Source organism: Burkholderia sp. Tr-20390 (assembly GCF_017104595.1).
GTDB lineage: Bacteria > Pseudomonadota > Gammaproteobacteria > Burkholderiales > Burkholderiaceae > Burkholderia.
The window spans coordinates 46370-67423 of the sequence record NZ_JAAGPC010000016.1; the positions used below are offsets into that span (position 1 = coordinate 46370).

General features: G+C 65.8%; 20 protein-coding genes and 1 pseudogene. 10 read left to right on the forward strand and 11 right to left on the reverse strand.

Annotated features, from left to right (window positions below):
• Complete coding sequence (locus tag G3N98_RS07455) at nucleotides 1-1305, reverse strand: MFS transporter (RefSeq protein ID WP_206147789.1); 1305 nt, start codon at nucleotides 1303-1305, stop codon at nucleotides 1-3.
• An 18-nt stretch (nucleotides 1306-1323) separates the two neighbouring features.
• Nucleotides 1324-1857 (reverse strand): 2,4'-dihydroxyacetophenone dioxygenase family protein, encoded by a 534-nt coding sequence (locus G3N98_RS07460; protein WP_043186175.1) that lies wholly within the window; start codon nucleotides 1855-1857, stop codon nucleotides 1324-1326.
• Between the two features lie 178 nt (nucleotides 1858-2035).
• On the opposite strand from G3N98_RS07460, the gene G3N98_RS07465 reads away from it, so the two are divergent.
• On the forward strand, nucleotides 2036-3016 hold the full coding sequence (locus tag G3N98_RS07465; RefSeq protein ID WP_206147790.1) for a helix-turn-helix domain-containing protein: 981 nt from the start codon (nucleotides 2036-2038) through the stop codon (nucleotides 3014-3016).
• Nucleotides 3017-3108: 92 nt separating this feature from the next.
• Here the strand turns inward: G3N98_RS07465 and G3N98_RS07470 are convergent.
• Both G3N98_RS07470 and G3N98_RS07475 read right to left on the reverse strand, forming a co-directional pair.
• Nucleotides 3109-3210, reverse strand: a pseudogene (locus G3N98_RS07470) (GMC oxidoreductase); the annotation flags it as partial.
• Nucleotides 3211-3369: 159 nt separating this feature from the next.
• The gene (locus G3N98_RS07475; RefSeq protein ID WP_206147791.1) at nucleotides 3370-4317 is read right to left on the reverse strand and encodes an aldo/keto reductase; all 948 of its coding nucleotides are present in this window, start codon (nucleotides 4315-4317) and stop codon (nucleotides 3370-3372) included.
• A 356-nt stretch (nucleotides 4318-4673) separates the two neighbouring features.
• Here G3N98_RS07475 and G3N98_RS07480 point away from each other — a divergent pair, with 356 nt between their 5' ends.
• The 4 genes from G3N98_RS07480 to G3N98_RS07495 all read left to right on the forward strand — a co-directional run bounded on the left by G3N98_RS07480 (nucleotide 4674) and on the right by G3N98_RS07495 (nucleotide 10644).
• The gene (locus G3N98_RS07480) at nucleotides 4674-7178 is read left to right on the forward strand and encodes a type VI secretion system Vgr family protein (RefSeq protein ID WP_206147792.1); all 2505 of its coding nucleotides are present in this window, start codon (nucleotides 4674-4676) and stop codon (nucleotides 7176-7178) included.
• A gap of 13 nt (nucleotides 7179-7191) precedes the next feature.
• Nucleotides 7192-8094 carry a DUF4123 domain-containing protein gene (locus G3N98_RS07485; protein WP_206147793.1) on the forward strand — a complete coding sequence of 301 codons (903 nt, stop codon included), beginning with the start codon at nucleotides 7192-7194 and terminating at the stop codon, nucleotides 8092-8094.
• 84 nt (nucleotides 8095-8178) lie between these two features.
• Nucleotides 8179-8865, forward strand: coding sequence for a DUF3304 domain-containing protein (locus G3N98_RS07490; protein ID WP_241025798.1), 687 nt, complete (start codon nucleotides 8179-8181; stop codon nucleotides 8863-8865).
• A 36-nt stretch (nucleotides 8866-8901) separates the two neighbouring features.
• Complete coding sequence (locus G3N98_RS07495; RefSeq protein ID WP_206147794.1) at nucleotides 8902-10644, forward strand: DUF2235 domain-containing protein; 1743 nt, start codon at nucleotides 8902-8904, stop codon at nucleotides 10642-10644.
• Nucleotides 10645-10725: 81 nt separating this feature from the next.
• Here G3N98_RS07495 and G3N98_RS07500 read toward each other — a convergent pair whose 3' ends face one another.
• The gene (locus tag G3N98_RS07500; protein WP_089473826.1) at nucleotides 10726-11346 is read right to left on the reverse strand and encodes a LysE/ArgO family amino acid transporter; all 621 of its coding nucleotides are present in this window, start codon (nucleotides 11344-11346) and stop codon (nucleotides 10726-10728) included.
• A 110-nt stretch (nucleotides 11347-11456) separates the two neighbouring features.
• Here G3N98_RS07500 and G3N98_RS07505 point away from each other — a divergent pair, with 110 nt between their 5' ends.
• Nucleotides 11457-12350, forward strand: a complete 894-nt coding sequence (locus G3N98_RS07505; RefSeq protein ID WP_174976023.1) for a LysR family transcriptional regulator ArgP — start codon at nucleotides 11457-11459, stop codon at nucleotides 12348-12350.
• A 51-nt stretch (nucleotides 12351-12401) separates the two neighbouring features.
• Here the strand turns inward: G3N98_RS07505 and fnr are convergent, their stop codons facing one another.
• From fnr to G3N98_RS07520, 3 genes are all read right to left on the reverse strand, one after another.
• Nucleotides 12402-13148 carry a fumarate/nitrate reduction transcriptional regulator Fnr gene (gene fnr, locus G3N98_RS07510; protein WP_085038217.1) on the reverse strand — a complete coding sequence of 249 codons (747 nt, stop codon included), beginning with the start codon at nucleotides 13146-13148 and terminating at the stop codon, nucleotides 12402-12404.
• A 103-nt stretch (nucleotides 13149-13251) separates the two neighbouring features.
• Nucleotides 13252-13719, reverse strand: coding sequence for a universal stress protein (locus G3N98_RS07515; RefSeq protein WP_089473828.1), 468 nt, complete (start codon nucleotides 13717-13719; stop codon nucleotides 13252-13254).
• A 587-nt stretch (nucleotides 13720-14306) separates the two neighbouring features.
• Complete coding sequence (locus tag G3N98_RS07520; RefSeq protein ID WP_089428675.1) at nucleotides 14307-14717, reverse strand: DUF3005 domain-containing protein; 411 nt, start codon at nucleotides 14715-14717, stop codon at nucleotides 14307-14309.
• Nucleotides 14718-14995: 278 nt separating this feature from the next.
• Between G3N98_RS07520 and G3N98_RS07525 the strand changes: the two genes are divergently transcribed.
• Both G3N98_RS07525 and epsC read left to right on the forward strand, forming a co-directional pair.
• Nucleotides 14996-15229, forward strand: coding sequence for a hypothetical protein (locus G3N98_RS07525; RefSeq protein WP_011356723.1), 234 nt, complete (start codon nucleotides 14996-14998; stop codon nucleotides 15227-15229).
• Between the two features lie 137 nt (nucleotides 15230-15366).
• Complete coding sequence (epsC, locus tag G3N98_RS07530) at nucleotides 15367-16287, forward strand: serine O-acetyltransferase EpsC (protein WP_046548857.1); 921 nt, start codon at nucleotides 15367-15369, stop codon at nucleotides 16285-16287.
• A gap of 45 nt (nucleotides 16288-16332) precedes the next feature.
• On the opposite strand, the gene G3N98_RS07535 is transcribed toward epsC, so the two are convergent.
• From G3N98_RS07535 to G3N98_RS07545, 3 genes are all read right to left on the reverse strand, one after another.
• Nucleotides 16333-17136 (reverse strand): SDR family oxidoreductase, encoded by an 804-nt coding sequence (locus G3N98_RS07535; RefSeq protein WP_175240267.1) that lies wholly within the window; start codon nucleotides 17134-17136, stop codon nucleotides 16333-16335.
• Nucleotides 17136-17768, reverse strand: coding sequence for a GTP cyclohydrolase I FolE (folE, locus tag G3N98_RS07540; RefSeq protein ID WP_089428673.1), 633 nt, complete (start codon nucleotides 17766-17768; stop codon nucleotides 17136-17138). Before folE ends, G3N98_RS07535 begins: the two co-directional genes overlap by 1 nt.
• Nucleotides 17769-17865: 97 nt before the next feature.
• Nucleotides 17866-18792, reverse strand: a complete 927-nt coding sequence (locus tag G3N98_RS07545) for a LysR family transcriptional regulator (RefSeq protein ID WP_069250399.1) — start codon at nucleotides 18790-18792, stop codon at nucleotides 17866-17868.
• Between the two features lie 116 nt (nucleotides 18793-18908).
• Between G3N98_RS07545 and pobA the strand changes: the two genes are divergently transcribed.
• Together pobA and G3N98_RS07555 are read left to right on the forward strand one after the other, a co-directional pair.
• Nucleotides 18909-20141 carry a 4-hydroxybenzoate 3-monooxygenase gene (gene pobA / locus G3N98_RS07550; RefSeq protein WP_206147795.1) on the forward strand — a complete coding sequence of 411 codons (1233 nt, stop codon included), beginning with the start codon at nucleotides 18909-18911 and terminating at the stop codon, nucleotides 20139-20141.
• 142 nt (nucleotides 20142-20283) lie between these two features.
• Nucleotides 20284-20997, forward strand: coding sequence for a 3-oxoacid CoA-transferase subunit A (locus G3N98_RS07555; protein WP_011356717.1), 714 nt, complete (start codon nucleotides 20284-20286; stop codon nucleotides 20995-20997).
• Nucleotides 20998-21054 lie beyond the last annotated feature (57 nt).

Consider the following 21054-nt stretch of genomic DNA (forward strand, 5'->3'; position numbering starts at 1 on the left):
TCAGTGGCCTCCGAGGTTTTGTGGATCGAGATGGTTCGCGGCCGAGCCGGCGAGTGCGCGCTTGCGCAGCACGGCGGGCGCGGTCTCGACGAGGCCAAACGACAGCACGCACGCGAGGATCGCGCCGGCAGCCGACGTCCACATCGCGAACTGCAGGCCGTATTTGTCCGCCGCGAAGCCGGCGACGGTCGGTGCAACGAAGCCGCCGATCAACTCACCCGCGCCCATGATCAGGCCAAGCGCGCTGGCGATCGCGCGCGGCGGCACCGTTTCGGCCGGGATCGTCGCCATGAACAGCGTAAAGCAGCCGAGGCCCGTGTACGTGGCGAACACGAGCGCGCCGAGCGCCCACAGCGAGCCGGCATGGATCATCACGACCGGGCATACGGCCGCGATCAGCGCGAACACGATCATCGTCGGCTTGCGGCCGATCCGGTCGGAGATCGCCGGCACCGCGAAGCCCCAGAACACCCACGCGGCGCCGAGGCAGGTCATCACGACGCCCATGTCGGACGGCGACAGATGGCGACTTTCCACGAGGAACACCGGCGCGAACGAGATGATCACGACGAACCACGTGAGAAAGAAGCCGCTGATCAGCACGCAGAGCAGGATGTTGCGCTCCTTCAGCAGCGCCCATCGGTTGACTGCCGCGCCGCTCGCGGCCGGTGCGCCGCCGGGTTCGGCCTGCGCGTGCCGCACGCCGCCGGGCGGCGCTTCGCGCACCCAGCGCCAGATGCAGAGTGCGATCAGGAAGCCGGGAATACACGACACGTAGAACGCCTCGCGCCAGCCGTACGTGGTCGCGATTCCGATGACCACCGGCGGGCCGATCATCGCGCCGAGCAGGCCGGCGGCGGAGCCTTGCAGCAGGCCCATGTTCAGCCCGCGGCGGCTCGGCGTCGAGCTTTCGACCATCAGCGATTGCGACAGCGGCAGCACGGGGCCTTCGGCGATGCCCATCAGCGCGCGGAACGCGATCAGGCTCGCGAAGCCGCCGACGAGCCCCGACAGCGCCGAGCACACGGAAAAGCCGAGCACGGCCGCGATCAGCAGCGGCTTGCGCGTGCCGCGCGCGTCGGACCACGCGCCCGTCGCGGCGCCGGACAATGCCCACGTGAGCGCGAGCGCGGACGACACCATGCCGAGCTGCGTGTTCGTCAGGTGCAGCTCGGCCGACATGAAAGGGAACAGGAACGACAGCGCGAGGCGGTCGAAGAACACGAAGCCGAACGTCATGAACAGGATTAGCAGCAACCGGTTCTCATACGTCCACGCGGATCGGGAGACGGAAGGGGATGTCATGGTGAGCCTCGCCGCGCGTCAGCGGAACAGCTTCTCGATCGCTTGCGCGCCGAGGCCGACCTTCTCGTAGTGCGCTTTGCACATCGCGATGTACGAATGCACGTCGAAGTAGCCGTCTGGATTGCCTGCTTCGTCGAGCCAGATCAGCGGCCCCTTCACGATGAAGAACGCGCGCATCGGCTCCGGGTGATCGAACGCGACGAGCGTGTGGCCTTCGCCCGGCGTTTCGTACACGAAATCGCCGCGCGTCGCGGTCCATTCGTGCTCCAGATAACCCCACTTTCCCGACAGCGTGTAAGCGAACACCTCGTGCGGGTGATAGTGCCGGTTCACGAGCCCGGCTTCCTTCGCCATCAGGATGTCGCACCATTTGTTCTGCGACGGCGAGATCCACAGCGGCCGCGACGAAACCGTTTCGGTGAACGGAACGTAATAGCGCTCGTCGTCGGTGGCCGCGTTCGCGATGTACGCTTCGGGCAGTGCATCGGGCTTGAACGGATTGGCAATCGGCGGGATGTTTTGCCAGAATTCGGCTACGGCTTTGTCGACCACGGTTTGTCTCCTTGGGTATCAGTTGTCGTGGGCTCGACTTTAGCCAGCCGGTGCGCGCCGCTCTTGACTGGGCTGGACGAATTGCTTGACCGCGCCGGACATTGCATCGCACCAGAATCCAGGCGAACCATCCCCCAATCCGTGCCGCTCCGCACGACAGGCGCCCGCAGGAGGCGACGTGACGAATTCGACCGTTTTTTCCCGCACGCGAGGCTCGACGGCCGACGTGCCGGCGCGCGACAGGATGGCGTACTGGGATGCGTTCAATGCGGCGACGCTGGTCGGGCTGCGCTGTTCGTCGCTGTCGCCGGCCGGGCTCGAGGTCGAGAAGACCGATATCGCGCTGCCGGGCCTCGGCATCGCGGACATCAGCGGCCAGGATCACGTGATCGAGCGCAGCCCCGCGCTGGTGCGCCAGTTGCCGAAGGAGTCGCTGTTTGCGTGCCAGATCCTGAGCGGGCGCGCGTATTTCATCCAGCGGGACCGTTGCCTGCTCGCGGACGCCGGCGATGTCGTCGTCTACGACACGCGCGTGCCCTATCTGTTCGGATTCCTGACGCCGATGCGGCAGCTGCTGATCGATATCCCGATCACGACGTTCGACGACCGGCTCGATGCGGAACTGGCGGCGCTGCCGCTGCGGATCGCGCCGAAACCGGGCGCGGGCGCGATGCTCGGCGCGACGTTGCGCGCGAGCGTCGAGCGCTTCATGAGGGATCCGGTCGAGCGTGACGCCGCGCAGTTCGCCGAACACACGCGTACGCTGGTCGCGGAACTCATCGATGCGGATGTGAACGGTGCGGGTGCGTCACGTGCGTCCCTGTCGTATCTGCTGACCGCGAAGCAGTACATCGCGACGCATCTCGGCGATCCGGAACTCGGGCCGCAGGCCGTCGCCGACGCGGTTGGACTGTCGCTGAGGCATCTGAGCCGGCTCTTCGCGGCCGAAGGCGAGTCGATCACGCAGCACATCTGGTCGGAGCGGCTGTCGCATGCGTATCGCGAGCTGACCGATGCGCGGCTGCGCAAGACGAGTGTCGGCGAAATCGCGTTCCGCTGGGGCTTTTCGAGCCAGGCTCATTTCAGCCGTGCGATTCGTGAGCGCTATGGCGCGTCGCCGATGGCGCTGCGCGAGGCGGCGCGGACGGACGGGGGGTGATTGCAGCAGGTGATGCAGATGAAGCGGCGGCGCGTGTCTCGCGCGCCGTCTTTTTATTGTCGTGAACGCAAACGTCCGCGCGCCGCGTTGCGTTACTCCGCGAGCATGAATTCGGCGCAGCGCTCCGCCATCATGATCGTCGGCGCGTTCGTGTTGCCGGACACGATGCGCGGCATCACCGACGCATCGCAGATTGTGCGGCGGGCCGCCCGGACCCGCGCCGTTGTATTCACCCGCCACTCACGAATGACCCGCCCCCGCGAATGCCGTGACAAGCGCGCGCACATGACACCGGCCGGTCGCGGAACCGCGCGGACTGCGCGATCCGATCGACCGGCCTGCTACAGCTGACTTCAGGCCGCGCTGGCTTCGTCGATCCGGCGAATGTCGTCCTGATCGAGCTGAACGCGGATCGCTTCGCCGAGCGATGCCAGCTGCGCCAGCGACGTCGCGCTGGCGATCGGCGCGGTGATCGTCGGCCGCGCGATCTGCCAGGCGAGCGCGATGGCGGCCGGCTGTGTGCCGTGCTTTGCCGCTACCGCGTCGAGTGCCGCAAGAATACGCAGCCCGCGATCATTGAGATACCCGGCGACGCGATCGCCGCGCACGCTCTTCTTCAGGTCGGCCTCGCTGCGGTACTTCCCCGACAGGAACCCGCTCGCGAGCGCGTAGTAGTTGACGACACCGAGCTTCAGGTCGCGCACGACCGGTTCGAGATCGCGTTCGTAATCGGCGCGGTCGAGCAGGTTGTACTCGGGCTGGATGACCTGGTACGCGGGCAGGCCGTCGCGCTGGCTGACGTCGGCGGCTTCGCGCAGCCGTGCGCCGCTGTAGTTCGATGCGCCGATGATCCGCACCTTGCCCGCGTCGATCAGCGTTTGATAGGCGCCGAGCGTTTCTTCGAGCGGGGCCGTATCGGCGAGGTCGCGATGCGAGAAATACAGGTCGATGTAGTCGGTCTGCAGGCGACGCAGCGAGTCGTCTACCGCCTTCAGGATGTTGTCTTTCGACAACCCCGCGCGCGCGCCCAGCAGGCCGACCTTGGTCGCGATCACGACCTGCTCGCGCTTGCCGGAGCGCTTCAGCCACTTGCCGATGATCGTTTCCGATTCGCCGCCGTGGTTGCCGGGGACCCAGGCCGAATAGACGTCGGCCGTGTCGATGAAGTTGATGCCGGTGTCGGCGAGCGCGTCGAGCAGCGCAAACGACGTGTTCTCGTCGACGGTCCAGCCGAAGACGTTGCCGCCGAACGCGAGCGGCGAAACCTGGATGTTGGACGTGCCGAGGGTGCGTAGTGCCATGTTTCTCTCCGGGTGCTGCGAGGTGAGGGGATTGGACCGCGGGAGATGAAGCCGGTCGCGTTGAGACGGCCGAGCGCAGCATGAGGTTCCGCCCACCGTGCGCAAAACGGCGTGTCCCAAGGCCGTGTGTCGGGATGCCGGATCAAGCGACGTCATCGTGGATGCATCATCCGTTCGAGCGCCGCCCGGTATGCGGCAAGATATTGTATTTATTACCGATTTTATGGTGTGATGAGAATAAATTGCCGGGTGGGTCGGCGTTGTCGCCGGTCGGTGTCTACGATATCCTTTCATCCCAAAATTATGGGAGGCAGCAGGCCGCTGCCATACGAACGAAAAAACATCCTGAGGCGGTCATGGCTGACCTTGCGGCATTCATTCGAACTCCGTTTTTCCTGCAAGACAAGCGCCTGCTCACGCTGTCTTTCCCTCACGACGACGCACCCTCGGTCACCGACTCGTACGGCAGGCATCGTCCGGCGCGGCTGGTCGTCGAACGGCTCGTCGCGCATGAGGGGCTCGGGATCGACTTCACGTTCGAACTGACGCTGTTGTCCGGCGAGGCGGGCGTCACGCTTGCCGACATGCTGGGCAAGCTGCTCGCGGTGTCGATGGTGCGCCCCGATGGCGGCCTGCGTCATTTCACCGGCTATTGCACGGAGTTTTCGCTCGTCCGCAACGACGATTCGGTCGCGCAATATCGTGCCGTGCTGCGCCCGTGGAGCCACTTCCTGCGGACGCGCGTGAACAACCGCCTGTTCCTCGGGCAGTCGCTTCAGCAGCAGATCGGCGCGCTACTCGCCGATTACCAGGGGCTCGCGCCGTCCTGGGAATGGCGCGTGCGCGGCGACGATCCGGCTCGTACGATGAACGTTCAGGGTGGCGGCCTCGGGGAAAGCGACTGGAACTACATCGTTCGTCATCTGGAAGCCGTCGGCTACCTGTACTGGTGGGAGCACGACGAGAAGGGGCTGAAGTTGATCGTCGGTGACGACAGCACGGTGCAGTGTCCGGCGATCGACGGCCGCTCGCCGGAGATCCGCTTCCAGACGCATGACGGCCCGATGGCCGCGGACGCCATTTCGCAATGGTCAGCGGTACGGTCGCTGTCCGCGGGCAGTTACAGCGCGACGGCGTTCGACTTCAAGGCGCCGCATGCCGCCCATGCGCAGATTCCGACGCTTCACCCGCCGGGTGTCGCGCCGCAGGTCGAGCACCACGAATACGTCGGGCACTATGGTTTCGTGAAGGACGCGCGCTCCGGCGATGCGCTGGCGCGTGTGCGCATGGAAGAGATCGAGGCGGCGGCATCGCGTTTCGACGGGGCCGGCAATCATCACGGCATCCTGCCCGGGCGCTGGTTCCAGCTGTCCGATCACTTCAGTGTGGCGTCGGGCAGCCCGGAGGATCACCGCTACCTGATTCTCGAAGCCCGGCACGAAGCGGCGAACAATTACCTGCAGGCCGACGGCAAGCCGGAGTATCGCAACCGCTTCGTCGCAGGCCTGCGGCACACGCCGTGGCGCCCGGGCCGCGGCTTCAACAGCGAACCCGTGCGCGTGCTGGCACCGCAAACCGCGACCATCGCGGGCGCGAAGGGCGCCGGCAGCGTCGACGTCGACGAGTACGGTCGGGTCTGCATCGTGTACCACTGGGATCGTGCGGCGCAGACCAGCGCACGGATTCGCGTGGCTGCCGGCTGGGCCGGCGGCGAGAAGGGCATGATCGCGCATCCCCGCGTGGGCAGCGAGGTGATCGTGATGTGCCTCGACGGCAATCCCGACCGGCCGATCGTGGCGGGCACTACATACAACGCGGAACGGATGCCGCCGTGGGCGCTTCCAGACCAGCAGGTGCTGACGGGGCTGCGCAGCCGCGAGTTGTCGGGCGACAGCGGCAATGCTGCGGGCGGACGTTCGAATCACGTGCTGCTCGACGACACGCCGCAACAGCTCCAGCTCAAGCTGCGCAGCGATACCGACGCGAGCGAACTGACGCTGGGGCACAACGTCCGCATCGACAAGACGCAGGGGCGCACCGATCAGCGCGCGCGTGGTTTCGAATTGCGGACCGACGCGCATGGCGCGGTGCGGGCCGCCAAGGGCCTGCTGGTGACCAGCGAGGCGCGTTACGACGCGCGGGCCCATGCGACCGACCTCGACGAGACTGCCGCGCGCCTCGAGAAGGCACACGATCTGCACGAATCGCTGTCGGGTGCCGCGCATGACGTGAAGGCGCAGGCGTCCGGCGACCAGGATGCCGTCCACCAGGCGCTCAGGACGCAGAACGACGGCCTCAGAGGTAGCGGCGGGAATCCGCAGCAGGGCGAGTTTCCGGAGTTCGCGCAGCCGTTCCTGGCGCTTGCCAGCCCGGCCGGCATCCTGGCCACGACGACGGGGTCGACCCATGTCGCGAGCGACCAGCACGTCGCGCTGACGAGCGGCGCCCATACGAGCGTCGCCGCGGGCAAGAGCATGCTGGTCAGTGCGCAGGAGGCAGTACGCGTCGCCGCATTCGAGAAAGGCATCCGGCTCGTGGCCGCCGCCGCGGACATCGACATCCAGGCGCTGAAGGACAGCATCAACGTGCTGGCCAAGCTGGACGTGAAGGTGGATGCGAACCGCATCACCATCACCGCAAAGGAAGAAGTCCTGATCAATGGCGGGACCAGCTATACGCGCTGGAACGGCAGCGGCATCGTCCATGGGACCAAGGGCGAATGGACGGCGCATGCCGCGTCGCATACGTTCATCGGGCCGGACAGCCTGCCGGTGCCCGCACAGGCGTTCCCGGGAACGGCATGCGCACCGTGCATGGTCAATGCGGCGTCGATGGCGTCGCCATTCGCGGCCAAGGCTTGAGGCAGGGCAACGCATGACGAACGAGTTGAAGGCCGCGCAGGCGGTCGAGGTGCTTCAGGCCGCATTGTCCTCGCAGGACGGGCTGCGAGCTTACGTCCTGGTCGACGGTGCATTGCTGAATGCATCGCCGGATGAAGAAAAGGCGTCGTGGCCGGCGTTTGTCGGGGCATCGCTGCTCGACAATGCCGACGACGAAGCGAGGATCGTCGGGCCGCTGCTGTTCGAATGGCAGCCCGCCGATGACAGGGCCGATGCGGTGGGCGAGACCGATCCGCGTCACATTCCGTGGCAGGCGGCGAGCGTGCTGGTTTCGCCACTGACGCTCGCGCAACTGGCTGCGCATCTCGCACCGATGGTGGATGTTCAGCTCGAGCAGATGGAGAGCGCGATGCTGATGCGCTTCTTCGATCCGCGCGTGCTCCCGTTCTGGCTCGAGATTCTGCCCGCGGCGCATCGCGCGCATCTGGCGCAAGGCGTGCGGCACTGGATTCATCTGGATACCGAACTGCAGATCCGGACGGCGGAAATCGCCGCTCCTGCCAACGTCAGGCAGGCTGCCGAGTTTCCGCTGCAGTTGTCCCAGGCACGGGAGGACGACTTGCTGGCTGCCTGTTATCCGTACACGATGATCGAGCGGCTGCGCGCCGAGAAGCCCGCGCTGCTGGCGGCGTTGCCGGCTGCGCAGCACTACGGTTTCGTGCGCGATCAGCTTGCGCGGTGCCGGGCGCATGGCGCGGAAAGCGCGGTGTCGCTGCTGATCTACTGCGAACTGGCGCTACGGTACGGCCCGCGCTTTGACGAGCATCCGGCGATGGCTGCCGTGTTCGACGCGGTGGCGCAAGGACAGGATTTTCCGCGGGCGCTGGGGCTTGTTCCGGCCGAGGGCTGGCAGCAGATGCGGGAAGCGGCGGGTTAGCGGCGCAGGCGCGGTGCGTTGCTTTTATCGGGTTGGTTGGATGGACGTAATCGGCCCCGGAATGAAATCGATTGGGAAAGAAGGATGTTCAACATGAACCGCTGCTGGATCACCGTGCTGTCCGTGATGGTTTTTTCCACGGCCGCATGCAGCAAGACCACGGGCGATGCCGAAAAGGAAAGCCTGGCACCCGGCGACGCGAACAAGTGGAATGACCCGAACTACGACGTCATTACGGCGGGGTCGTTCAACTATACGGACTACGATATTTACGGCGTCTACCTCCTGCCGCCCGACAAGAACAGCCTCGACGATGCGGCAAGCGCAGATGGGGCGAGTGCCACGCCGCGGAACGCGACACGCTGGACAGGCGGCGGCGGGCAAAGACCGAGCCTCGCATGGGATCTTCGCTGGACAACCCCCCGCAAGTTCAAGGTGTGGTGGGAGCGGGTAGTCGACAAGCGCGCACTGGAAGCGTCGTCTCCGGATTACGACGAATATACGCATCGCGAAACCCGACCCGGGATGGCATGGTGTGAAGGCGAGATCACGATCACGCGTCCTCCCGTCAAGGGCAAAAGCGGCGGTATCGTGTTGCACTTCTTCCCCGATGGCCATGTGGAAGGCGACATGAATTTCCAGGTCGATGGCCCGGATCCGAAGGTGTCGCTTTCAATGCGCGACGAGCAGCGCAAGCTGGCCGGCCGTGCCTGCCTGAAGGAAATTTCCAATCCGTTCTATGGGCGCAAGAAGCCGACCCAATGGAATTGATGTCGGACGCATTGCCGGAACAGGAGCGAAACCGCCATGAGCAATCCCCCCATCATCAGACGCATCTCGGATCTCACGCCGGCCGAGGATGCTATCCGAAGTGCCCAGCGCGAGATTCTCGATCCGCTGCTGATCGAGCAATGCAAGGAGTGCCCGAAACCCGTGTGGTTCACGGCCTTCTTCGACGGAACGGGCAACAACTTCGACCTGGACGGCCGTGGATTGAAGGACGTCAGACTGACCAAATACAGCAATATCGCGAAGCTCTGGCAGTTTGCGCACGCCAAAGACAACGCGTTTCCCCGGACTGTCGCGCGTTATGTCGAAGGTGTCGGCACGCCGTGCAGCAAAGTGGGGGATAGCGGAAAAGGTCTCGACAATGCGCTCGGTATGGCTGCCGCGAGAAAAGGCGAGTTGCGCATCCGATGGATGCTCGACGAGCTCGACAAGCACGTGACCAACCACATGCCGGCGGTGAGTCAGATCAACCTGGCGGTATTCGGCTTCTCTCGCGGCGCGACGGAAGCACGCGCCTTCGTTCGCATGCTGACCGAACAACTCGCCGAGAATATCGGCGGGCGGCTCTGGTGGAACAAGAAGAACATGAAGGGGAATCGCCCCGAATTGGTTGTCTACTTCCTTGGAATTCTTGATACGGTGTCGTCGACGGGCTTTGGCGGCAGCCGCCTCGAGAGTGCGGCACCCATCCTCGTCATGCCTTTGCTCGGACCGTTCGGACCGTACGCCGGCGGTTACCTGGCCTACATCGACAAGGGAGGTCACGCTGAGTGGGCGAACGATATCCGCATACCAGGCTATGTCCGACAGTGCGTTCACTACGTGGCTTCGCAGGAGGTCCGGGAAAAATTCCCCAGTGACTCGGTGCGGGAAGATCAGAAGATTCCGGCGAACTGCTGCGAAGTGTACTACCCGGGCATGCACTCGGACGTAGGCGGCGGTTACGAGCGCAATTACCAGGAAGGTCGAACCAACGAGCTGGCCAACGTCGCGCTGAACAATCTCTATATCGAGGCCTGGAAAGCCGGCGTCCCGTTCCGGTCACCGCAGGAGGTGATGGCGGACGCCGGGCAGCTGTTCGACATTTCCAAGGACCTTGAGGCTGCTTGGAATGTCTATATGGGCCAGGGAGGTGTCAAAAGCGCGGGCGTGGCACCGAACAGCGACAGGCTCGAGGCGCAGATCATCTGGCACATGAACCGCTATTACCAGTGGCGGGCCAGCAGAAGCCGACGGTTGAAGGACGGACGTCTGAAACCGCCGGGTGGCGTGGACGATCATATGGCCATTACCGATCGCGAGTGGGATTACGATACGGATTGCCTGCGTCATGCGAACGGTGGATATCTGACCGTATCTGTTTCGGAGCAGGAAAAAGCCATCGATGCGGCTGTTCGGGTCACGGGCAACTGGCTGGGGGGGATCGATCCGGCAGCGCGCGCGATCTTCGACAAGTTCTTCGATCACTACGTGCACGACTCGATTGCCGGTTTCAAGAAGCAGATGGAAGACGGATACGTTGGCCCTGCCGAGATGAGCCGCTGGACGGTCAACCGACAGTACTTCATGGGTAAGCGTGGCAACAGGTTTCTGTACTGGCGCTACGCCGGCGACAAGGCCGAGCATGCCGCTGCGCAATTGGCCAGGACCGATCCGGCCAAGCAGCAGGAGCCGACGGCGGCCAACGAGCCTCAGCTGGCCAGCAACCAGCCCGCGACGGCCGGTGGCAATACGCTGCCCGATGCGACGTCGACCGCCTGACGCCGCACGCGACACCGCTCGCAACAGCGAGCGGACAACCCGACGTCGCGGCGGATCGGATCTGCCGCGACCCTTCCCTCCTTACCGCAACTGCACCGCCGCGAGAAACAGCACCATGCTGCCGATTGCGCCATCCAGCACGCGCCACGCCATGGCCTTGCGGAACCACGGCGCCAGCAGCCGCGCACCGTAGCCGAGCCCGAGGAACCACACGACGCTGACCGCCATCGCGCCGATCGCGAACGCGAGCCGCGCGCCTTCCGGCTCGCGTGCGCCGGCCGTGCCGATCAGCAGGAACGTGTCGAGATACACGTGCGGGTTGAGCCACGTGAACGCGAGCGTCATCAGCACGATCGCGAGGCCGCTCTGCGGCGGCGGCGCGACCGCGTCGCCGCGCACGTCGAGCGTTTCGTGGCCGGGCTTGAACGCGCGGCGCAGCGCATTGATGCCGAACCACGCGAGATACGCGAGGCCGACGTACAGCACCGCGTGGACGAAGGTCGGATAGCGTTCGACGAGCGCCGACGCGCCGCCGACGCCCGCGCCGATCAGGATCATGTCGGACAGCGCGCACAGCAGCACGATCTTGCCGACGTGCGAGCGCATGATGCCCTGCCGCAGCACGAATGCGTTCTGCGCGCCGATGGTGACGATAAGTGAGCCGCAGAGCGCGGCGCCGTGGGAAAAAGCGAGCCAGTTCATGATGGGTGACAGCTGTGGAAGCAGTAGACGAATGAATCGGGTAGCGCTAGTCTGCGGTCAGCCTGAAAATAAGAGAAGCTAAATCACCTAATGCTGATTAAGGAAATCTAATGCTCGACTACGCGTTGCTCGATGCCCTCGCGGCCGTGATCCGGCACGGCTCGTTCGAGCGGGCGGCCAAGGAGCTGAACGTCACGGCGTCGGCCGTGTCGCAGCGCGTGAAACTGCTGGAGGAGCGGGTCGGCAGCGTGCTCGTCAAGCGCGGGCAGCCATGCGTCGCGACGACGTCGGGTGCGCTGCTGTGCCGGCATACCGAGCGCGTGCAACTGCTCGAGGCCGAGCTGGGCGGCCGGATGCCCGCATTGCCGGGCCAGATCGCGAGCACGTGGCCGACGTTGCGCGTGGCCGTCAACGACGACAGCGTCGCGACGTGGTTCATTGACGCGGTCGGGCCGTTCTGCACGGAGCGCGAAACGTTGCTCGACCTCGTGATCGACGACCAGGATTACACCGCGTCGCGCATTCGCGACGGCAGCGTGCAGGGCGCGGTGACCGCGCAGGCGGAGCCGATCCAGGGGTGCCGGTCGGAGCGGCTCGGGCGCATCCGCTACCGTGCGGTGTGCTCGCCGGCGTTTTACGAGCGCTACTTCGACGCGGGCATCACGCGCGATGCGCTGCGCCGCGCGCCGTGCGTGATGTTCAATCCGAAGGACGGGCTGCAGGCGCGTTTCATCCGGCGCGTGACGCGCGCGGATCTCGATCCGCCGCAGCACTGGATACCGCACGTCGCGGGCTACCTGCGTGCGTGCGAAACGGGATTGGGATGGGGGATGTGTCCGGACCGGATGGTCGACCGCCAACTGGCGGCGGGTGAACTGGTCGACATGTCGCGCGGGCGAACGATCGACATCGACCTTTACTGGCAGAGCTGGCGTTTGTCGATCGGCTGGCTCGACGATTTCAGCGCGGCGCTGAAGGCGCGCGCCGCGCTGTTTCTCGATTGACCGATCGCGTGACGCAGGCGGCGCGAGAGGTGCGCGCCGTGCGGCATCACATCAGACGTGATGCAAACCGTCGAAATCGACGATCTGGACGTGGCGGCCCTGCATTTCGATCAGGCCGCGCTTCTGGAATTTCGACAGCGTGCGACTGACCGTTTCGAGCGTCATGCCGAGGTAGCTGCCGATGTCTTCGCGCGTCATCCGCAGGTTGAATTCCGACGGCGAGTACCCGCGCTTCAGGTAGCGCGACGAGACGTCGAGCAGGAAAGCGGCGACGCGTTCTTCGGCATTCAGCGAACCGAGCAGCATCGTTTGCGACGTTTCGCGCACGATCTGTTCGCTCATCAGCTTGTGCATGCGCAACTGCATCGAACCGGCTTCCGAGCACAGCGTCTTGAGCGCGCTGTACGGAATCACGCAGACCGAGCTGTCTTCCAGCGCGACCGCGGTGCGCGGATGCGTGTCGTCGCAGATGCCGTCGAGGCCGAGCGCTTCGCCGGCGAGATGCAGGCCGGTGACCTGCTCGCGGCCGTCGTGGCGCGTCGCGACGGTTTTCAACGAGCCCGAGCGCACGGCGTACAGGTTGTCGAATGCGTCGCCTTCGCGGAACAGCGCTTCGCCGCGCTTGACGGGGCGCGCCGCGCAGATGACTGACTCGAGGCGACTGAGCGCTTCGGGCGCCAGGCCCTGCGGCATGCACAGGTGCCGCATGGCGCACGACGAGCAGTGCGCGGCCTGGCGAGGAGCCCAGCTACCAGCATGGGGCGTGGCGGCGGGACGTGTGGCGACGGGCGTCAGCATGATCGTTTACTCCGGCGTTGAATCGACGGAATCATTGTCCCACCGCAACTTGCCGCTGTCGGGTGACAAAACGTCGCGACTGCCCGCGCATGCCGAACGCTGCTCACGCAACTGTTTCGTCGACGTTGGCGGCCGCCGGAATCAGCAGCACGGGCAGCGTCGCGTGGCGCACGCACTGCTCGGCGATGCTGCCGAGCACGAGACGGCGGAACCCGCGGCGGCCGTGCGTGCCGAGTACGATGAGATCGGCATCGAACGCTTTCGCGCCCTCGAGGATCAGCGACGACACGTCGTTGAGCGACGTCGCTTCGCCCAGCTTCGTCTCGCCCTTTACGCCCGCTGCCTGCATCAGCGCGGTGAAATCCTTCGCGAGTGCGTTGCCCTGCGCGACGAGCTGATCGCGCAGCACGGACGGATCGTAGCCGGGCACGTTGTAGTAGATCGCGGCGTTCTCGACGACGTAGAACGGTTGCAGCTCGGCGCCGTGCGATTTCGCGAGCGCCAGCGCGGCATCGAACGCATGGCGGGACGTGTCGCTGCCGTCGACGGCAACCAGAATACGCTTGTACATAGTGTCTCCGAGTGGCGGGTTGAAACGAAGTCGGCCGGATGGCCGATCGGGCTGGGCAATGCGCAATGCTGCGAGGCAGAGTAAACCAACGGCAGGGACTTTGCAGTGAGGTGCCGGTCGTGCCGCGCGGCGGCGCCGCTTCCGTTTCCGCGGCGCACGGCCAGGCACCTACGTATGCTGTGACACGCGACACGTGTCGTGCGACGTGGTGGCACGTGTTGTCTGCATGGTCGGCGGGAAGACATGCGCGCGCGTCGGTGTCACGTGTGGCGCACGCACACGCCTTGCCGCGCACGCCGATCGCATCGACACGGCACGACGATCACGCGGATGCATCGCCCGCATCGCCATTCAATCGCAACTGCGCCGTTTCGACATGACCTCGATCAACGCATGTGCGTCGGTGCAATTCACGGTGTGCATGACGCCGCCCGCGCTGCTGCGCGGAATCATTCGTTCGAGCATCGTGCATCGCGCGATGTCCGGTGCACGATCGGCGCACGGCAGTGGCGTACGCCGATCCCAGCCGTCGGCTAGTTGGCCGATACCGGTTCGCAAACGAACGATCGATTCAAACGCCGCGCCGGCTATCTCGGCACGGGCGTCAGCTCGAAGACGCGCTCCGGCCGACGCTGGTGGCCGGGCCAGTACGTGCTGCCGTACATCCGGTGGACGGGGCCGAACAGCGCGTCGCTCAGGGGCGGCGGCGCGTCGAAGCCCTTCTCGATCACCATGTAGCCGGCACGCAGCGCGAACGCCGGATGATTGCCGCCGGGGCGGCTGTCGAAACCGGCGAAGCCGTCGCCGGCTTCCGGCATCGCATTGACCAGCGACGCGTTGCTGCGCGTGATTTCGTCGGGCGAGATCGGCCCGCCGCCGGCAAGGCGCGCCGCCTCGCGGTTCTTGCCGTCGGTGTCGACCGTGCTGTCGTGCGTGTCGTCGTTGTCGAGCTCGATGCTGCGCGGACGCGAGCGATTGGTTTGACCGGATGATTCCATCGCGGCTCTCCTCGCGGCGAAGCGTTCCGGATCGAAGCAAATCCCGTTCCGGGCGTGACGGGAAAAGGCGCGCGGGCGATCGCCGCGGTCGCGCGACGCGCACTGATTTGTCATGATTTATTTCAGCTAGAAGACCCGTTTTCTACAGAGTATGATTCTTTTCCTGCGAAGCGGCGACAGGGGATTCAGTCGCGCCGCCTCTGCCCGCGCCGGGGGGCCGCAGCACCCTTAAAGACGGGTAGTGAACAACAAAGCAAGGGACTAGAGGTGGCGGATTCATGCAAGCGACTACTGCCTTCACGCACCGCGGTTATCTGTTGAACTGCGCGCCCGCGCGCGCCAGTGACGGTTCGTTCAAACCCTACGTCGTGATCTCCCGATCGAGCGACGGGGAACTCGTTGCGAACCGATTTTTCCCGATCGAGCTCCAGTTCAATGACGAAGGCGACGCGATCGCGCACGCGCGCGACTGGGCCGTGCGATGGATCGACGCGAGCAGCATCACGATCTGACGCCGTCGCGACCCAGTGCCATCGGCCGTCCGGCCGATCCCCGGCGTGCCGCTCCCGGACGGAAAACGCGGTAATCTTGCGGAACCCGTCACTTTATTAGCGGCCGTGCGATCGAGCGCGGCCGCCTGCATTGGCATATGTCGACATCACCCGCCCGTCAGTGGGGCCTTGAAGAAATCGTTGCCGGCTTGCGCGAGTCGCGCGAGGAACTCCATCGCACGCGCCATCCGCGCGGCATTCGCGAACTGCCGTCGCGCGATGCAATCTGCAAGATTGTGACCGGCCTGCGCGCGTCGATGTTTCCGACGCACTACGGCGCACCGGATCTGACCGACGAAAGCGTCGACTTCTACGTCGGCCACACGCTCGAAAGCACGCTGCGCATTCTGTCCGAACAGATCCGCCGTGCGCTGCCGTTCCTGCCCGAGCATGCCGATACGCCGTTCGCGGAGCTCGACGAACGCGCGTTCGAAATTGCGCGCGAATTCGGCCGGCAGTTGCCGGCGGTCCGCGCGCTGCTCGTCAGCGATATCCAGGCGGCCTATGCGGGCGATCCGGCCGCGCAGCACATCACCGAGATCCTGCTGTGCTACCCCGGCGTGCTGGCGATGATGCATCACCGGCTCGCGCATGCGCTGCACCAGCTGGGCGTGCCGCTGCTGGCGCGATTCATCAATGAAATTGCCCACTCGGCGACCGGCATCGACATCCACCCGGGCGCGCAGATCGGCCCGAGCTTCTTCATCGACCACGGCACGGGCGTCGTGATCGGCGAGACGGCGATCATCGGCGAGCGCGTGCGCGTGTACCAGGCCGTCACGCTCGGCGCGAAGAGCTTCCCCGCCGATGGCGAAGGCGCGCTGGTCAAGGGCAATGCGCGGCACCCGATCGTCGAGGACGACGTGGTGATCTACGCGGGTGCGACGATTCTCGGCCGTGTGACGATCGGGCGGGGCTCGGTGATCGGCGGCAACGTGTGGCTCACGCACAGCGTGCCGCCCGGCACGAGCGTCGCGCAGGGCAAGGTTCGAGAAGGCGGGAGCGCCGACAAGCCGTAACGCGGCGCGCGGCCGACGGCTGCCGGCCGTCGACGCGCGCACCGGTCAGTGCTTGCGGTCGGGCGCGCGGTGCTTGTACAGCACGTCCTGGTCGACGCGGATCAGGTTCTGCCCCGCATCGACGACGAAATCCACGCCGTTGTACGCGTTGCCCGTCAGCATCAGGATCGCGCTCGCGACGTCGTCGGGGCCCGCGATACGCGCGAGCGGCGTCGATGCGCGGCTCGCGTGCTCGAAGTCGGCCTGCGTCTGGTCGTCGCTCGGCAGCATCAGCCCGGGGAACACCGCATTCACGCGCAGCACCGGCGCGGACGACAGCGCGAGCATCTGCGTGAGGTTACCGAGCGCGGCCTTCGCGACCGTATAGCTGAAATGGTCGCGGTGAAAGTTTTCCTTGATCTTCTGGTCGACCACATTCACGACGACACCCTGCGCGCCGGCCGCGCGGGCCCGTTCGTAGAACGCGCGCGTGAGCAGGATCGGCGCGCGGCAGTTGACGGCCCACGCCTGGTCGAATGCCGCGAGGTCGAAGCTCGGGAAATGGTCCTGCCAGAACACCGACGCGTTGTTGACGAGCACGTCGAGGCGCCCGAAGCGTGCATACACCTGGTCGATCAGCGCGGTGATCTGCGCGGCATCCGACAGGTCGGCCTGCAGCGCGACCGAATCGTGTCCGCGCTCGGCGATCGCACGGGCCGCCGCCTGCGCGGCATCGGCCGAACGGTCGTAATGCACCGCGGTGCGATAGCCGTGCGCGGCGAAATACTCGGCGAACGCGCGCCCGGCCCGGCGCGCGGCGCCGGTCACGAGCACGACGGGCGCGTGCGCCGCTTGCTTCGTCTGCTCCATTACGTATTCGTCAGATTCACGGAAGAAGGATTCGCGACGATCGACAGGAATTCGCGCCGCGTCGACGGATCGGTGCGGAATGAGCCGAGCATGCGCGACGTGACCATCTCGACGCCCGGCTTGTGCACGCCGCGCGTCGAGATGCACTGGTGCGCGGCCTCGAGGATCACGCCGACGCCCTTCGGCTGCAGCACGTCGAACAGCGTGTCGGCGATCTGCACGGTCATCTTTTCCTGGATCTGCAGGCGCTTCGCGAACGCGTCGACGAGGCGCGCGAGCTTCGAGATGCCGACCACGCGGTGGTTCGGCAGATACGCGACGTGCGCGCGGCCGATGATCGGCACCATGTGGTGCTCGCAGTAGCTCTCGAAGCGGATGTCCTTCAGCACGATCATTTCGTCGTAGCCGTCGACTTCGCTGAACGTGCGCGCGAGGATGTCGCGCGGCTCCACCGCATAGCCGGCGAAGAATTGCTCATAGGCGCGCACGACGCGTGCGGGCGTGTCGATCAGGCCTTCGCGCGCGGGATCGTCGCCGGCCCAGCGCAACAGCACGCGAACCGCGTCTTCCGCTTCTTCGCGGCTCGGTCGGGATGCGGCCGGCTCTGGCCGCGCGGACTTCTTTTTAGCCATCTATTTGCTCCATCGAATGCCGCCGCCGGGGCGGCGCGGGATCCGGGCATTGTTTCATGCTTTCGCGGGGCGCGTGTGCGGCCTGGGGCCCGAGCACTCACTTCGGCCATTCGTCCTGCTCGTCGTTGAACAGCGACGCGACGACGCCGCGCAGCCACGCGGTGCGCGGATCGTTGTGATACTTGCGATGCCAGTGCTGCTTCAGGTCGAAGCGCGGCAGCGCCAGCGGCGGCTCGACCGGCACGATGAACGCATGCTCGGCCGCGTACGCATAGCCGATCGCATGCGGCACCGTCGCGATCAGGTCGGTGCGGCTCAGGATGAACGGCAGGCTCATGAAGTGCGGCGTCTCGAGCACCGCGCGGCGCTGCATGCGCTGCTTCGCGAGATATTTCTCGAGCACTTCCTGGCTGCGGCCTTCGGCTCGCACCACCGCGTGCCCGCACGTGAGGAACTGCTCGACCGTGAACGGCGGCGCCTGCTCGAACGGATGGCCGCGCCGCATCAGGCACACGAACCGGTGCGTGAACAGGCGCTGCTGGAAGAAGTTGTTGCCGTCGAGATCCGGGAAGTAGCCCACCGCGAGATCGATCGAACCGGCTTCGAGCCCACGCCCGACTTCGTCGTGCGCGAGCGAGACCGAGCGCAGGTTCGCGTGCGGCGCGCGCGTCGCGAACGCCTGCAGCAGCTTCGGCAGGAACACGATCTCGCCGACATCCGACAGCGCGATCGAGAACGTATGTGTGCTCGCGGCCGGGTCGAAGTCGTGCGGCGCGACGAGGCCGCGCTCGATCTGCGCGAGCGCGTCGCGGGCGGCCGGCAGCAGCGCGAGCGCGCGCGGCGTCGGCTCCATCCCGCGCGACGTGCGCACGAACAGCGGATCGCCGAAGTACTCGCGCAGGCGGCCGAGCGCCGTGCTCACGCGCGGCTGGCTGACGCCGAGCAGGTCGCCCGCGCGGCTCACGTTGCGCGTGTCGTCGAGCGCGACGAGGTAGGGAATGAGGTTCAGATCGAGCGCGTCCATCGCCGGAACAGTATCGTCAAAACGTATACAACATATCTCCTGAATCGCGTTGCCGCATAGTCGGGAAAGCGCTCAAATGTGTTCAACGATTCGAATTAATGTTCAGGAGACGAACAATGCGCACCCAAGTCGCGATCATCGGCGCCGGCCCGTCCGGCCTTCTGCTGTCCCATCTGCTGCGCCTGCAAGGCGTCGATTCCATCCTCGTCGAAGCGCGTTCGCGCGAATACTGCGAGAACCGCATCCGTGCCGGCGTGCTGGAGCAGGGCACGGTCGACACGCTGAACGAAGCCGGCCTCGGCGACCGGATGCGCCGCGAAGGGCTCGAACACCACGGCATCGAACTGCTGTTCTCGGGGCAGCGCCATCGCATCGACCTCTCCGAGCTCACCGGCGGGCGCGCGATCACCGTCTATAGCCAGCACGAAGTGGTGCGTGACCTGATCGCGGCCGGCGTCGAGCATGGCCACGCGATGCACTTCGAGGTAAGCGACGTCGCGCTGCACGACGTCGAGGGCGAGTACCCGTTCGTCACGTTCAAGCACGCCGACGGCCGCGAAGACCGCATCGACTGCGACTATATCGCCGGCTGCGACGGCTTCCACGGCATCGCGCGCCAGACGATTCCGGCCGAGCGGCTGAACACGTTCGAGCGCGTCTATCCGTTCGCGTGGCTCGGCATCCTCGCCGACGCGGCGCCGTCGCTCGACGAGCTCGTCTACGCGCATCACGACAATGGTTTCGCGCTGTTCTCGATGCGGTCGCCGACGGTCACGCGCCTGTACCTGCAGTGCAAGCCCGACGAAGATCTCACCGAATGGTCGGACACGCGGATCTGGGACGAATTGCACACGCGCTTCTCGAACGACACGGGCTGGACGCCGACCGAGGGCCGGATCACGCAGAAGAGCGTGACGCCGATGCGCAGCTTCGTGTCCGAGACGATGCAGCACGGGCGCCTGTTCCTCGCCGGTGACGCCGCGCACATCGTGCCGCCGACCGGCGCGAAGGGGATGAACCTGGCGGTGGCCGACGTCCGCGCGCTGTCCCGCGCGCTCGGCGCGCGCTACCGCAACGGCGACGCGACACTGCTCGACACGTATTCCGCAACTTGCCTCGAGCGCGTGTGGCGCGCCGAGCACTTCTCGTACTTCATGACGAACATGCTGCATTCGTCGCCGGACGACTCGCCGTTCGTCAATCGCCTGAAGTTTGCCGAGCTGAAATACGTGACGCGCTCGCGGGCTGCCGCGCAGGCGCTCGCCGAAAACTACGTCGGCTTGCCGTTCGACGACGCAGCGCCCCCCGAGGCAACCCGCCTTGACAACGCGCTGTGCGCGACTCTATGATCGGCCCATCGTTCGCTAATCGAATCTAGGTTCGAATAGCGAACAAAACCGGGATCGACATCGGCCCCGGCGCGGCACGCGGCACGCGCGTGTCCCCTCGACAGGCCGCGCATCGAGCCGCGGGTTCGTATCAGGAAGAGACATGGTCAACAAGATTTTCGAATCGCTTCAGTCGGCGGTGGCCGACATCCACGACGGCGCGACAATCATGATCGGCGGCTTCGGCACGGCAGGCATGCCGTCCGAGCTGATCGACGCGCTGATCGAACAGGGCGCGCGCGACCTGACGATCGTCAACAACAACGCGGGTAACGGCGAGACGGGCCTCGCGGCGCTGCTGAAGGCGAAGCAGGTGCGCAAGATCATCTGTTCGTTCCCGCGCCAGAGCGACTCGCAGATATTCGACGGGCTGTACCGCGCCGGCGAGATCGAGCTGGAGCTCGTGCCGCAGGGCAACCTCGCGGAGCGCATCCGCGCGGCGGGCGCCGGCATCGGCGGCTTCTTCACGCCGACCGGCTACGGCACCAAGCTCGCGGAAGGCAAGGAAACGCGCGTGATCGACGGCAAGCCGTATGTGTTCGAGACGCCGATCCACGCCGATTTCGCGCTCGTGAAGGCGTACAAGGGCGACCGCTGGGGCAATCTCGTCTATCGCAAGACCGCGCGCAACTTCGGGCCGATCATGGCCAGCGCCGCGAAGGTGGCGATCGTGCAGGTGTCGGAAGTCGTGCCGCTCGGCGCGCTGAACCCGGAACACATCGTGACGCCGGGCATTTTCGTCCAGCGCATCGTCGAGGTGCCGCAGGCCGCGCACGCGGCCGAGCTGGCCGCCGAACACGCATCGCAAGCCGCCTGACCGCCTTGAACTTTGTATGGGACCGGAGTAAGCGCTGAAGCGCCAACTCCGGTCGAC